The following is a 13,716-nucleotide window of genomic DNA, read 5'->3' as shown; positions in this document are numbered from 1 at the left end:
GGATTTTTTAGGTGATTTAAAATAATTTTATTAAATTTAAATCATTGAATAATGTTAAAAAATTATTCAACTGTTACACTTTTCGCCAAGTTTCTAGGTTGATCGACATCAGTACCGCGCAAAACCGCCACATGATAAGACAACAACTGCACAGGAATGCTATACACAATTGGCGCAAGCAACGCGCTGACTTGCGGTACATAAACCACATGCTGACGCTCTTTATCTGCAGGAATGCCGCTGTGTTCATCTGCAAATACAAACAGCTCACCACCACGTGCCTGTACTTCTTCCATATTGGATTTCAGTTTATCCAGCATGTCATCTTGCGGTGCTAAAATCACCACAGGCATGTCATTGTCTACCAATGCCAATGGGCCGTGCTTTAATTCACCCGCAGCATAACCTTCTGCGTGAATATATGAAATTTCTTTCAGTTTCAAAGCACCTTCCAAGGCAATTGGGAATTGTGTGCCACGACCCAAAAACAAGCAGTGATTTTTCTCTACAAACAATTCAGACAAACGTAAAATTGCCGTATCATTTTGCAAAGTATCTAAAATCACTTTTGGTGTGTGCCATAAGCCTGCAATAATTTCAGCTGTTTCTGTCGCTGCAATTGCATTTTTCACCTGACCAATTTTGAGCACCAATAGCATTAATGCTGCCAATTGTGTCGTAAAGGCTTTGGTCGATGCCACACCAATTTCAGGGCCTGCGAGTGTCAACAAACTATGATTGGTTTCACGCACCATAGATGAAGTTGCCACGTTACAAATGGTCATGGTGCTAATATTTAAGCCTTTTGCAGCAGCACGTTTTTGCGTATCACGTAAAGCAGCTAAAGTATCTGCAGTTTCACCAGATTGTGAAATGCACACATACAATGTGTTATTCACAATGACTGGGGTGCGATAACGGTATTCGCTGGCAATTTCCACATGACATGGCAAGTTAATTAGCTGTTCAAACCAGTATTTTGCAATCATCCCTGCATGGTAGCTGGTACCGCAGGCAATAATCTGTACCTGTTGAATCTTGGCAAAATCAAGCTCGGCATCTTTCAGGAAATCTTCACGTAAAGCGTTGCCATTCAATGCTTGTGAAATGGTTTGTTGAATTGCTTCAGGCTGCTCATAAATTTCTTTGAGCATGTAGTGTTTATATTCACCCTTCGATGCATTGCTTACAGTTGCATCCAACTCTTTTACAGGGCGTTCAACCGTTTGACCGTTTACAAAAACTTCAATGCTGTCGCGAGTTAAGCGTGCGATATCACCTTCTTCCAAATACATAAAACGGTTGGTGATCGGCAATAACGCCAATTGGTCTGAACTGATAAAGTTTTCGCCAATACCGACACCAATCACCAAAGGAGAACCTTCACGTACCGTGATCAATTCATCTGGATAATCGGTATGGATAATTCCCAGAGCATAAGCACCTTTCAGTTGAGGCACGACTTGCTGTACCGCAACCAATAAATTCGGTGCAGTTTTAAGAGCATGGTTGACCAAGTGCGCAACCACTTCAGTATCCGTTTGAGAGCTGAACATATAGCCTAAAGCTTCTAGCTCATCTTTCAGTTCTTGATAATTTTCGATAATACCGTTGTGTACGACAGCAACATTGCCAGAAATATGCGGATGTGCATTGTTTTCTGTCGGTTTGCCATGTGTTGCCCAACGTGTATGGGCAATACCGAGTGAACCTGTGACTTGAGAATCTAGTACTGCTTGCTCAAGATTTGCTACTTTACCGACACGACGCTCACGCAAGACCTGACCTTGACTAATCAATGCCAAACCTGCGGAATCATAACCGCGATATTCTAAACGCTTTAAACCTTCAATGAGGATATTGGTAATACTACGTTCTGCAACGCCACCGACAATACCGCACATAGGAACTTCCTCTTATTTTTTCAATTTCTGTGGACGTTGATAATTTTCTTTAGTGAACTGTTTAGAACGTTCCACAGCTAAACACTGTTCTGCAACATCACGGGTAATGGTCGAGCCTGCGCCTACCGTTGCACCATTGGCAATGGTGACAGGTGCAACCAATGAACTATTTGAACCAATAAAGACTTGGTCACCAATAATGGTTTTAAATTTATTGGCACCATCATAATTGCAAGTAATCGTACCTGCACCAATATTGCTGCCTGCACCCACTTCGGCATCACCTAAGTAGGTAAAGTGGTTGGCTTTGGAGCCTAAACCAATTTGACTGTTTTTCACTTCAACAAAGTTGCCAATATGCACTTCATTGGCCAATACCGCACCCGGACGTAAACGTGAGAATGGACCAATTTGCGCAGCTTCACCTACAACCGCTTGGTCAAATACGCTATACGGCTGAACTTTAGTGCCCGCAGCAATTTTGGTGTTTTTGAGGATACAACCTGCACCAATTTCTACGCCATCACCCAGTTCGCAATCGCCTTCAATAATTACGTTAATATCAATGCGAACGTCTTTACCTGCAGTGAGATTACCACGTAAATCAAAACGGGTTGGGTCAATTAAATGCACACCTTGTTGCATGAGTTGCTTGGCTTGGAAGTTCTGGAACTCGCGTTCTAATGCAGCCAATTGCACACGGTCATTCACGCCTTCTACTTCAAAAGCCAGTTGAGGTTCTACCGATGCAACTTCTAAACCATCGGCAATTGCCATCGCCACAATATCGGTCAGGTAATATTCACCCTGCGCATTGTTATTGCTCAGTTTTGGCAGCCATTCATGTAATTTGGCATTGCTGACGCAGTAAATACCCGTGTTGATTTCTTGAATTTGACGCTGTGCTTCAGATGCATCTTTATGTTCAACAATCGCTTGAATTTTACCGTTTTCACGCACAATACGACCATAACCCGTAGCATCGGCAAGGGTGAGTGTCACCAATCCAATTTGGGTTTCACGTGAAACATCGAGCAGCTTTTGTAAAGTTTGCTCTGTAATGCAAGGTACATCTCCAGATAAAATTAGGGATACGCCTTCATGTGGTAAAACAGGCAAAGTCACTTTGACTGCGTGACCTGTGCCCAACTGTTCAGCTTGTTCGACCCACTGTACCTGTTCATGCGCAAACGCATTTTGCACCAAAGCACCGCCATGACCGTAAATGGTAATTATATGATCTGCTTGTAATTTTTTTGCGGTATTAATCACGTGACCCAAGAGTGGGCGTCCTGCAAGAGGTTGTAATACTTTTGGTAAATTTGAACGCATGCGCGTGCCTTTACCTGCTGCAAGAATAATCACGGTGGTAGACATGTTGAATCCTAGTGATGGCTAAACCAAAGTAAAAGATAAATAAATATAAATACATAATGCGGCCCAAAGACCCGCAATAATATCGTCCAGCATGATGCCAAAACCACCTTCGACCTGACGATCAATGACACGTATTGGCCAAGGTTTCCACACATCAAATAGTCGGAATAGGGCAAAACCCACAATTACCCAGACCCAGCTGATTTGATTGATAAAAATCAGGGGTAAAAAGGTAATCGATTGTCCTGCAAATTCATCCCAAACAATACGACCATCATCATGTACGCCCATAACCTGTGCAGTACGTCCACAGATATATATGCCAACGAGGGACATGATGGCAATGGCAAAAAGGCTTGGAATGAAACCAAGCGCGAACCAAATGGGAATGAACAGTAGGGCAAAGGCCGAACCAAAGGTACCGGGAGCTTTGGGTAGTAGACCTGAACCGAAGCCAACACCACAGCATACAATCAGTCGGTCAGTCCAAGACATGGCTTTGAAATTAATCGCGGGTTTTTGCAAAGTGTTGGTATCCATGAAAATGAAGTGAACGATCTACGCCATTCTGTTCAAAGCTTAAGCGGTTTTGATTGTTAATTTTGCCAATAATATGAATAGGGGTATTCAGCGGTTTTTGCAAAAGCTGCTGATAATTTTGTGGGCTTATTGTAAAGCATAACTCATAGTCATCGCCACCTGCCAAGGCATATTGCCACTGCTTTTGTTGTGGTAATTCGGTTAATGCAGCATCTATAGGCAGTTGGCTGAGTTCAATACAAGCACCGACCTGAGAGGCTTTGAGAATATGCCCTAAATCTTGTGCCAAGCCATCTGAAACATCAATCATGCTTGAAGCCAGACCTTTGAGTTGTTGTCCAAGTTGACAACGTGGTGTTGGGTAGTCGAGACGTTGTTTTAAAGGATGATCGAGATGATCTAAACCAAAAGCGGCATCACCGACTTGTCCGCTGACGCAAATATAATCACCGACTTGCGCGCCTGAACGTGGAATGGCATGTCCTTGTTCAATCCAGCCTAAGGCGGTAACGGAAATGGTGAGATGCGGGCTTTGTGTGGTATCTCCACCAATTAAACTTACCCCAAATTGATCGCAACAATCATGTAAACCCTGACTAAACCCTTTGAGCCAGTCGTGATCAATTTGGGGTAGGCTCAATGCCAATAATATACTGTGTGGGGTGGCACCCATGGCGGCAATGTCAGATAAATTGACCGCAACCGATTTCCAACCAATCGCATGTGGGTTGGTATCGAGGGGGAAATGTCGTCCAGCGACTAAAGTGTCGGCACAAATGACCAATTGTTGTTGCGGCGGAGGGGTGAGCAGAGCTGAGTCATCACCGACACCTAAATCGACTGCATCGGGACGCGGTCTGTTGAAATAGGTCTCAATAATGGAAAACTCAGCCATACAACAATCGACTCAATACTTTGAATTAGTTGCTTTGTTGCTTTTCTGCTGCACGTAAGCTGTTGGCAAGACGGTCTAATACACCATTGATGTATTTGTGGCTGTCTGCACCACCAAAGTGTTTTGCCAATTCAATCGCTTCATCCAATACCACACGGTATGGAATTTCCAGATGTTGTTCTAACTCATAAGCACCTAAACGTAAGGTGGCGAGTTCAACACCATCGAGGGCTTGAATGTCACGATCAAGAACAGGCACCAGTAATGCATCCAATGCTTCATGATTGGCAACCACTTGAGTCAACAATTCATGATAATAGCCGAGATCCACTTTGTGCATGGCATTTTCCACACGGGTACGTGCTTCAATTTCATGTACTGGATTGTGGCTCATCTGCCATTCATAAATACCTTGCACAGCAAAACGACGTGCTTTACGTTTTGCTGCATAAGTTGCTTGAAGTGTTTGCGACATAGCGTTAAATAGCCTTTAACAAGTTAACCATTTCAATTGCAGTTAAGGCAGCTTCACTTCCTTTATTACCTGCTTTTGTTCCAGAGCGTTCAATTGCTTGTTCAATACTATCCGTAGTCAATACACCGTTAATCACAGGTAAGCCAGTATCTAAACCAACCACACCTAAGCCTTTGGCACATTCACCTGCAACAAAGTCAAAGTGTGGAGTGCTACCGCGAATCACTGCGCCGAGTGCAATAATGGCATCATAACCATTCGATGCAGCTAATTTTTTAGCCACAACAGGAAGTTCCCAAGCGCCTGGTGCATGAACAACGGTGATATTATCCTCTGATACGCCATGACGTTTCAATGTGTCAATTGCGCCATCAAGCAAATGCTCAACCACAAAACTATTAAAACGACCGACTAAAATCGCATAACGGCCTTCGCTAGCGAGATGTAATAAACCTTCAATACGGCGAATTGCCATAGCAACCTCGATTATTTCTCTGATGTTGGATCTGCGGTGATATATTCCACCACTTCTAAGTTAAAGCCTGATAAAGCATTGAAACGTAATGGTGAGCTGAGTAGCTTCATTTTTTCAACGCCTAAATCACGTAAAATTTGTGCACCCACGCCAATGGTTTGGTATTGCTGTGACAATGCAGCATTGGCTTTGCCTTGTTTCGGGGATTTAAGGCTGTCTAGAGCAGGGCCCAAGTCTTGCAATTGAGCTTGACCAATCCAGACCAAAACACCACGTTCACTGTTGGCAATTTCTTTTAAAGCACGGTCTAAATTCCAAGTTGCCGAACCATCTGCTTTTTTCAGCTTCAGCAAATCACGGGTTGGATTAAAACCATGCACACGTACTGTGGTAACGCCTTCTTTCGGCTCGCCTTTGACCAATGCCAAGTGAATGTCTGGGTTCCCCAGTTCACGGTAGCGATATAAGTCAAAAGTACCATATTCGGTGTCGATGCTTTGCTGATCCAAACGCTCTACAGTTTGTTCATTGGTCATGCGATAGTGGATTAAATCGGCAATAGTACCAATTTTTAACCCGTGCTTTTCAGCAAAAATTTCTAAATCTGGACGACGCGCCATCGTGCCGTCTTCATTGATGATTTCACAAATTACCGATGCAGGCTCTAAACCTGCCAAACGGGCAAGATCACAACCTGCTTCGGTATGTCCTGCACGGTGCAATACACCACCTGGCTGTGCCATGAGTGGGAAAATATGCCCAGGCTGAACAATATCGGCAGGCTTGGCATGTGCAGCGACAGCGGTTTGAATGGTATGCGCACGTTCTGCGGCAGAAATACCCGTGGTAATGCCTTCAGCAGCTTCAATCGACAAAGTAAAGTTCGTACCGTGTTGTGCACCATTGGCATCAACCATTAACGGTAGGTTTAATTGCTGGCAACGGTCACGACTTAAGGTTAAGCAAACAAGACCACGCGCGTGTGTGATCATGAAGTTGATATCTTCAGGGCGAACGTGGGTTGCGGCAATGACTAAATCACCTTCATTTTCACGATCTTCATCATCCATGAGGATGACCATTTTTCCTGCACGGATATCTGCTACAAGCTCTTCGACAGTATTGAGCGGCATCAACCTTCACCTTCTTATTTGTCTGAAACGACATTGAATGAGAGAGATGCATAGTCTAACGGTTTTTTACCTGTTTTGCCTATGCTTATCATTTTCATTGCGTGACTTATGGTTATACACAGTGTCATCAGGCTTGGAAAGAGGTGAAAAGGAGGATTTGCTGCGTTGCTGTAGATTGTTTAGGCAATTAAGATGAAATGCAAAATCTGTGAAAAATAAAACTGTAGAGGGCATAGGATATTATCGCCCTCATTCTCGCCTTCACTTGAGCCCAGTTGGGTTTTGGGAGAAGGCAAGAATCAGAGATGAGATAATTCATTAAATTCAGGTATAAGAGAATTTCTGTTTAGCGCTCACGTAAGGCTTCTTTGGCTTTGTTGAATGGTTTGATCAGATAATCCAACACCGTTTTTTCACCCGTTTTAATATCGACTGTTGCGACCATGCCCGGGGTATATCAAACGCTTGTCCTGCTTTGTTGCTGAGTTTGTCTGAATCGGTACGGATATAAACCCTTATCTTGGGATATTTTCTATTTCATATTACATCTTGTTTTGAGCGTTTTGGTTGTAAAATAAAACTGATTAAAAAATCCACAAAATGATCAACCTTTTTGACTGAGCGCTGAAAACATAAAAAATAAACGCTTTTCTGTGATTAATTGCACAATAAATGCAAAAAAGTCATGTCTTGCATATCCTTAATTGTCTTTGTGTGGTTAGAATATAACAACTGTGCCCAAGATCTCTCACGTCTGTTATGAATATATTAATCGTTGATGATCATCCGCTGTTTCGCCATGCCTTAATTCAGGCGGTTCGTTATAGCTTACCGCAAGCTCAAATTCATGAAACTGCTGCAGTTAATGAATTGTACGAACGTTTGGAAAATGGACCTGAGCCTGATCTTGTTTTATTGGACTTGAATTTACCAGGGGCATCGGGCTTTTCTGCATTGGTGCATGTGCGTGCGCAATATCCATCTATCCCAATTATTGTGGTGTCCGCTCACGAAGAAGCATCGATTATTCAACGTTCAATTGCGCATGGGGCGATGGGTTATATCCCAAAATCGGCACATCCGAGCCATATTGGTGAAGCAATTCGTCAAGTTTTAGAAGGTGAGATTTGGTTGCCGCCAAACTTGGCTGCGAATGTTAACTTTGACCCTCGCGCTGCAGATGAAACAGCTTTGGCTGAACGTATTCAGTCTTTAACACCACAGCAATTCCGTGTATTGATGATGGTGGCAGAAGGTTTGTTGAATAAGCAAATTGCCTATGAATTAGATGTTTCTGAAGCGACGATTAAAGCGCATGTGACCGCAATTTTCCGTAAATTGGGTGTGCAAAATCGTACTCAGGCGGTATTGGCAATCAATGCGTTAAATATTGAAGAAAAGAAAATGTAAGATGTGACTGATCTGTAAAAGATGAGTTTAAAACCGCTGTGTTGATCTGGAAGATTGAGCAGCGGTTTTTTTATTGGGTGGGTGGTTGGCTGATTATGACCTTTTTAAAAAGCTAATTCGCTTTAGGATGTGACATTTAGCGTTCAGGTTGTTGATGTGCTTAAAACCTAAAAGGAATATTGTCTTATTCCTTTAGCTGTATGGCATAAACATATTCAGGCTTTCATGTCGATAAAACTGACAAAAAATCGACATGAGAGAGTTGTCATGTCGATGACATAAACATATTCAGGTTGTCATGTCGATAAAATGGGTAAAAATCAACATGAGCTGAATAGCTATCAGTCTAATGCAGGCGATATGCTTCTTTCAGATTCTTAGGCTTTGATTGTATCTGTACCCATAAATCCAATAGTGTGAAGTTGTCCGCAGCGGGAAAACCCGCCACTAATAAGAAATACATAGAAGGACGAATATATTTTAATAGTAATAGATGAATGGTGATTTGAATAAATCATACCTAAGTGAGTAGGGGGCTTTCCCCTATATGGGTTCAACTTTTAGAATTCACGATAACCAAGCCCGCCAGCCGTGATATGTGCTAGATTTCGATCATAGGTAATTATTTGGCTTTCTTTTCCGATGGTTTTATTTTTCTGACTTGAGCATCTGTAAGCATTGCAATGATTCCACAGAATTGGGGGTATAATTTGGGGGGTAATTTATTATACCCCTAGTTATACCCCCAACAAGATCAAGCTTGCAATAGATAAAGTAGATTGCATTAGACATAAAAAAAGCTTAAACCCTTTAGATTTAAGCTTTTTAAGATCACATGAGACTTCATGAGAATAATGTTTGGCGGTGAAAGAGGGATTCGAACCCTCGATACGCTATTAACGTATACACACTTTCCAGGCGTGCTCCTTCAGCCACTCGGACACTTCACCATAGGCGGTGGATAATAACCAAAAAATAGTACAAAGCCAAGTTGAAAAATTTGATTTAGAGAAAAACTTTCAGCGTAGTGCTATGATTCTCAAAAATACCGTCTAAATCGAAGACACCTATGCAAAGTACTGCAAAAAAAGCAGCCTTACCCGTCATTACCTTGGCTGCACTCGGAGTTGTATTTGGGGATATCGGAACCAGTCCTCTGTATGCCTTCAGACAAACTTTTTTAACGGCGCATCTTGCAATTACCCAAGCCAGTGTATTGGGAATTTTATCCCTAATTTTCTGGTGCATGATGCTCACCATCAGCTTCAAATACGTCACCATTATTATGCGTGCCGATAACAATGGCGAAGGCGGGATCATGTCATTATTGGCATTGAACCTGCGCACCACCCGTATTGCCGAAGACAAAAAAATCTTCCTGATCGCACTTGGCTTTATTGGTGCATCCCTGTTCTTTGGCGATGGCATTATCACCCCCGCCATTTCAGTATTGTCTGCCATTGAAGGACTAAGTATTGCCACGCCTATCTTTAATCAATGGCTCGTACCGCTCTCCATTGGTATTTTGGCAGGACTGTTCATTGTGCAGCGTCATGGTACAGGCACTATGGGCAAATTTTTTGGCCCACTGACTTTGCTGTGGTTTTTAGCCATTGGCGGTGCAGGGCTGCTCAGTATCATCCAAACCCCATTTGTATTGGCCATGGTCAGTCCACACTGGGCGTTTAACTTTGTAGTAGAGCAACCCTTTGTTGCATTTCTCACCATGGGTGCGGTGATTTTAACCATGACGGGTGGCGAAGCACTCTATGCCGATATGGGGCATTTTGGGCGGATGCCTATTCGCCTCGCGTGGTTTTTGATTGTCTTACCTTGCTTGTTATTGAATTACGCAGGACAAGGGGCATTATTGCTGCGTAACCCTGCAGCGATTGAAAATCCGTTCTATATGTTGGTGCCTGAATGGGGCTTATACCCGATGATTGGTTTAGCCACAGCTGCAGCGGTGATCGCTTCTCAAGCGGTGATCACAGGGGTATTTTCAATGGTCAATCAGGCCATTCAATTGCGTTATTTACCACGCCTGACTGTACGTCACACGTCCGATGTTGAACGTGGTCAAATCTATTTGCCATTCATTAACTGGGCCTTATTTATTTCGGTGCTTATCTTAATTTTATTATTTGAAAATAGTGCCAGACTTGCCAGTGCTTATGGCGTGGCAGTGACCATGACCATGCTGTGTGGCACGATTTTAATTTCAGTGCTGGCCTATGGTTTTTGGCGTTGGCCGATGTGGAAAGTTGCCCTTTTTGCAGTGCCATTTTTAACCCTAGATTTAATTTTTGTGGCTTCGACCTCGCTCAAAATTGTGTCAGGGGGATGGGTGCCAATTTTAATTGGCGCCATCATGTATACCATTTTAATGACGTGGAAAGATGGTCGTGCATTGGTTTTCAATCGTTTGGAAAAAGATGCCTTGCCGATAGACCTATTCATTCACAGTATTAGTATGGGCAATGAAACCAAATTTGTCCCTGGCGATGCGATTTTCTTGACAGGTACGCCTAACATTGTGCCACATGCCATGTTGCATAATATTAAGCACAACAAGGTCTTACATGAACGCAATATCATGGTAACGGTCATCACGCGTGATATTCCATTTGTGGCGCAGCAAGATCGGATTCAAGTCGAAAAACTGGATGATCGTTTTTATCGGATTGCCATGTATTACGGTTTTAAAGATCAGCCAAATATTCCAAATGCCTTGAAACAAGCCTATGAACAGCTTGAGTTTGAATTCGATATGATGCAAATGAGCTTCTTTATTTCGCGTGATCGAATTGTGCATACGGTGGGCGATGGCATGTCACCGTGGCGTGAAAAACTGTTTATTTCAATGCAGCGCAATACCAGTCCTGTGAGTGATTTCTATCAAATTCCAACCAACCGTGTGGTGGAATTGGGTAGTCAAATCGAAATTTAAAAACTGCTCAATAGATTTTAAAAAACCAGCATTATAAAGTGCTGGTTTTTTATTTTTAGCTCAAGATTGGTCTTAAACAGATCTTATTGTTCCGTATCACTTGGTTGTAGATGGCTTAAATCTATATCGTTTACATCTGCGCCCTGTGCCGCAGGTGCTGTGGTTTCAAGCCGTTCAGTCGTGGGCAGATTGACTGCTGCTTGTTCAGATGCAGCAGGGTTTTGTGGTGCAGCATTTAGCGCTTCTGCGGTGACATCCACATCATCGCCAGCATTTACAGGTAAATCGGCTGAAGATGACAATAATGGCGCAGAGGTGGCTTGTATGTGTTGTTCGCTCACTTGCTCTGCCTGCGCTGCGTGTTGCAGTTCGGATTCAGTCCCGACAGGCATCGTCATCGGTACATTGTCTTGAGCCAGATTGGCTTGTTCGGCTGAAATTTGGTTTGCAGGCTGTTGCGCTATATTTTCTGCTGGACTTGTTAAGTTTGTATCTGTACTCGGTACAATGCGTATCTGACCATTGGCGATTAATTCTTGTAGTGAGCCTGCTTGCCCATTAATCGTGGTGCTTATTTTGACTTTAGATAAACTTTCTAAAGTATCACCTGCTTGAATGGGTGGTTCGGCAAAGGCAGAAATGCTGATACTGCTACCAACCAAAGCACAAGCAAAAAGATGAAAACGCATGTATTTCTCCATCAAAAATCGCAAAAATAAAGTTAAAACCAATTTAAATCGTCAATGACATCCAGCTAGAGCAGCGCAATGCGCTTGGGTGTCGCTGAGCGATGTCTTTAAGGTGTATTTAGCTTGGCAGATTCGCTAAAACGGATGCAATCAAATCTACCAAACTTGATCTAGACTGATGTCAAAAGTGCTTAAAACTCAGGCTGTGTATGGCTTTTGTGGTGTTATGGCGCGGGTTTTGTTTAATTGTTAGACGAACAAGAGGTGCTTCATATACAAGCTGTGAGTGGATTGTTAAGCTCGGGCAAACTCTGCGGATTTAGAGCGAAGTCACAGTAACGGTTATGGCAAGAAAACGGCGCAATTCCAACAACATTTGGACTCAAATTTTCAATCAAAACAGCTTGAAAGTGCTACTCGGTGTAGTGGCAACAGGGAGTTTTGTGATTGCTTTTGGTCAAGAAAAAATTAGCCAGTGGACTTCACTGGTGCCGAGTTCAGGAAATAGTGCTTGCCTAACCCAGTTCTATCGAGAAACGCCGCCCTATTTACTGAAAAATAGCCTGCAAAAAGACAGCTATCCGCTGTGTTTTAATGACTTTAATGTGATGTATTCAGGGGTATCCAAAACCCCGTTATGGGTGGCAGAAGCCTTAACACCAGCGCGTTTGAGTCAGCGGATTCCACGTGAAGATAACTTTCACGAAGAACCGCGCGTCAAAGCCGAGCATCGTGCGACTTTGCTGGATTATCGTGGTTCGGGTTATGACCGTGGACACATGGCACCGAATGCCGACATGACCAACTTGGCAGCCCAGTTTGACAGTTTTTCTTTGGCAAATATGGTGCCGCAAGCCCCTAAAAATAATCAGCAGGTCTGGCGTGAACTTGAAGAAGCCACCCGAGCGGTGGTGACTAAGCAAAAGCAAGATGTGTATGTGATTACGGGGCCAAGTTTTAATGCCAAGCGTCTAAAAACCATTGGGCAGGGCGTTATTGTGCCGACTGCGGTGTATAAAGCTGTGTATATGCCCAAAACAGGCGCGATAGGGGCTTATTACGCGCCCAATAACGACTCGTTACAGGTGCAAGTGGTGAGTGTCTGCTATTTAGAAGAACAGTTGGGCATTAATTTATTCCCACAATTAAGTGAAGAACAAAAGCGCAATACCTATAAATTGCCTTTGACTGCAAATGCTGTAAAAGCCAATACACCGATTGCCTACTCACATTGGGATGCAGAAAGCCAGTGCGCAGAAGATGTATCTGCTGAGCAATTACAAGCCTTGCAAACCGAATTTAAACGCTCAGGCAGTAGTCCTGCATCGGGTGCTAGCATTGATGCAGATACCCAAGATGCAATTGTGAAGCAATTGATTGAAGCTTTATTGCAATATATTTTACAGTTGTTGAAATCTTAAACTGGGTTAAGATGATGGATATTGCATCCTTCATGCTAAGGTGAATTCAATGTTTAAACCGTTTCAAAATGGGACTGAATCACATGCGATTCATGACTTAACCTTAGAAAATGATTTAGATTGCATCAATGTGTATGGCAATTTGCAAATCAGCAAAGATCAGGCGGGTTTACAGGCAGCCAAAGCACTACAGGCTTTTTTGAATGAAGTTGTTGCAACTTTGGAGCAGACTCCGAATCTGCCTGAAAAGTTAGATCGTCCCGAAGCGGGTGAAATTGAAAATCCATTTTTATAATGGATGCCATCTCAAGATATTAAATCTACTTTAATCTGCTCATCTAAGCCATTAAAAAGCCCGCTCAAACGCTTGAACGGGCTTTGTTGTTTTGTGTGTTTTTAGATAAATCCCAGACATCTTGAAAAGCTGTGGATTTAAAGTTTTGAAGA

General features: G+C 42.9%; 12 protein-coding genes, 1 tRNA gene and 1 pseudogene. 4 read left to right on the top strand and 10 right to left on the bottom strand.

Annotated elements, in window-relative coordinates; genetic code table 11:
- Positions 1–62: 62 nt before the first annotated feature.
- The 8 genes and pseudogenes from glmS to FTU92_RS01940 form a co-directional block, all read right to left on the bottom strand.
- Positions 63–1,904 (bottom strand): glutamine--fructose-6-phosphate transaminase (isomerizing), encoded by a 1,842-nt coding sequence (gene glmS / locus FTU92_RS01975; protein WP_179989014.1) that lies wholly within the window; start codon positions 1,902–1,904, stop codon positions 63–65.
- Positions 1,905–1,916: 12 nt separating this feature from the next.
- Positions 1,917–3,281: a bifunctional UDP-N-acetylglucosamine diphosphorylase/glucosamine-1-phosphate N-acetyltransferase GlmU gene (gene glmU, locus FTU92_RS01970; protein ID WP_180095446.1), complete on the bottom strand. Its 1,365-nt coding sequence runs from the start codon at positions 3,279–3,281 to the stop codon at positions 1,917–1,919.
- Positions 3,282–3,299: 18 nt separating this feature from the next.
- Complete coding sequence (locus tag FTU92_RS01965) at positions 3,300–3,821, bottom strand: phosphatidylglycerophosphatase A (RefSeq protein WP_131260658.1); 522 nt, start codon at positions 3,819–3,821, stop codon at positions 3,300–3,302.
- The gene (gene thiL, locus FTU92_RS01960; RefSeq protein ID WP_004974348.1) at positions 3,787–4,716 is read right to left on the bottom strand and encodes a thiamine-phosphate kinase; all 930 of its coding nucleotides are present in this window, start codon (positions 4,714–4,716) and stop codon (positions 3,787–3,789) included. The genes FTU92_RS01965 and thiL overlap by 35 nt, the downstream gene beginning before the upstream one ends.
- A 25-nt stretch (positions 4,717–4,741) precedes the next feature.
- On the bottom strand, positions 4,742–5,191 hold the full coding sequence (nusB, locus tag FTU92_RS01955; protein WP_004974349.1) for a transcription antitermination factor NusB: 450 nt from the start codon (positions 5,189–5,191) through the stop codon (positions 4,742–4,744).
- Positions 5,192–5,195: 4 nt separating this feature from the next.
- The gene (ribE, locus tag FTU92_RS01950) at positions 5,196–5,666 is read right to left on the bottom strand and encodes a 6,7-dimethyl-8-ribityllumazine synthase (RefSeq protein ID WP_004974350.1); all 471 of its coding nucleotides are present in this window, start codon (positions 5,664–5,666) and stop codon (positions 5,196–5,198) included.
- 11 nt (positions 5,667–5,677) lie between these two features.
- A complete protein-coding gene (gene ribBA, locus FTU92_RS01945; RefSeq protein WP_096902634.1) occupies positions 5,678–6,799 on the bottom strand; it encodes a bifunctional 3,4-dihydroxy-2-butanone-4-phosphate synthase/GTP cyclohydrolase II in 1,122 nt (373 codons plus the stop codon).
- 346 nt (positions 6,800–7,145) lie between these two features.
- Positions 7,146–7,315, bottom strand: a pseudogene (locus FTU92_RS01940) (secretion protein HlyD); the annotation flags it as partial.
- Positions 7,316–7,558: 243 nt separating this feature from the next.
- On the opposite strand from FTU92_RS01940, the gene FTU92_RS01935 reads away from it, so the two are divergent.
- Positions 7,559–8,209: a response regulator transcription factor gene (locus tag FTU92_RS01935; protein ID WP_004974358.1), complete on the top strand. Its 651-nt coding sequence runs from the start codon at positions 7,559–7,561 to the stop codon at positions 8,207–8,209.
- An 859-nt stretch (positions 8,210–9,068) separates the two neighbouring features.
- On the opposite strand, the gene FTU92_RS01930 is transcribed toward FTU92_RS01935, so the two are convergent.
- A tRNA-Ser gene (locus tag FTU92_RS01930) sits at positions 9,069–9,159 on the bottom strand.
- Between the two features lie 119 nt (positions 9,160–9,278).
- On the opposite strand from FTU92_RS01930, the gene FTU92_RS01925 reads away from it, so the two are divergent.
- On the top strand, positions 9,279–11,159 hold the full coding sequence (locus FTU92_RS01925; protein WP_004974367.1) for a potassium transporter Kup: 1,881 nt from the start codon (positions 9,279–9,281) through the stop codon (positions 11,157–11,159).
- An 83-nt stretch (positions 11,160–11,242) separates the two neighbouring features.
- On the opposite strand, the gene FTU92_RS01920 is transcribed toward FTU92_RS01925, so the two are convergent.
- Positions 11,243–11,848 carry a hypothetical protein gene (locus FTU92_RS01920; protein ID WP_004974369.1) on the bottom strand — a complete coding sequence of 202 codons (606 nt, stop codon included), beginning with the start codon at positions 11,846–11,848 and terminating at the stop codon, positions 11,243–11,245.
- Positions 11,849–12,192: 344 nt separating this feature from the next.
- On the opposite strand from FTU92_RS01920, the gene FTU92_RS01915 reads away from it, so the two are divergent.
- Positions 12,193–13,269 carry a DNA/RNA non-specific endonuclease gene (locus tag FTU92_RS01915; RefSeq protein WP_004974371.1) on the top strand — a complete coding sequence of 359 codons (1,077 nt, stop codon included), beginning with the start codon at positions 12,193–12,195 and terminating at the stop codon, positions 13,267–13,269.
- 49 nt (positions 13,270–13,318) lie between these two features.
- Positions 13,319–13,564 carry a hypothetical protein gene (locus tag FTU92_RS01910; protein ID WP_004974374.1) on the top strand — a complete coding sequence of 82 codons (246 nt, stop codon included), beginning with the start codon at positions 13,319–13,321 and terminating at the stop codon, positions 13,562–13,564.
- The last annotated feature ends 152 nt before the right edge of the window (positions 13,565–13,716 follow it).

The sequence above is a fragment of the Acinetobacter sp. YH12205 genome (assembly GCF_013418125.1).
GTDB classification, from domain to species: Bacteria; Pseudomonadota; Gammaproteobacteria; order Pseudomonadales; family Moraxellaceae; genus Acinetobacter; species Acinetobacter towneri.
The sequence above is the reverse complement of the archived record's forward strand: the minus strand, read 5'-3'. Positions and strand labels throughout refer to the sequence as shown.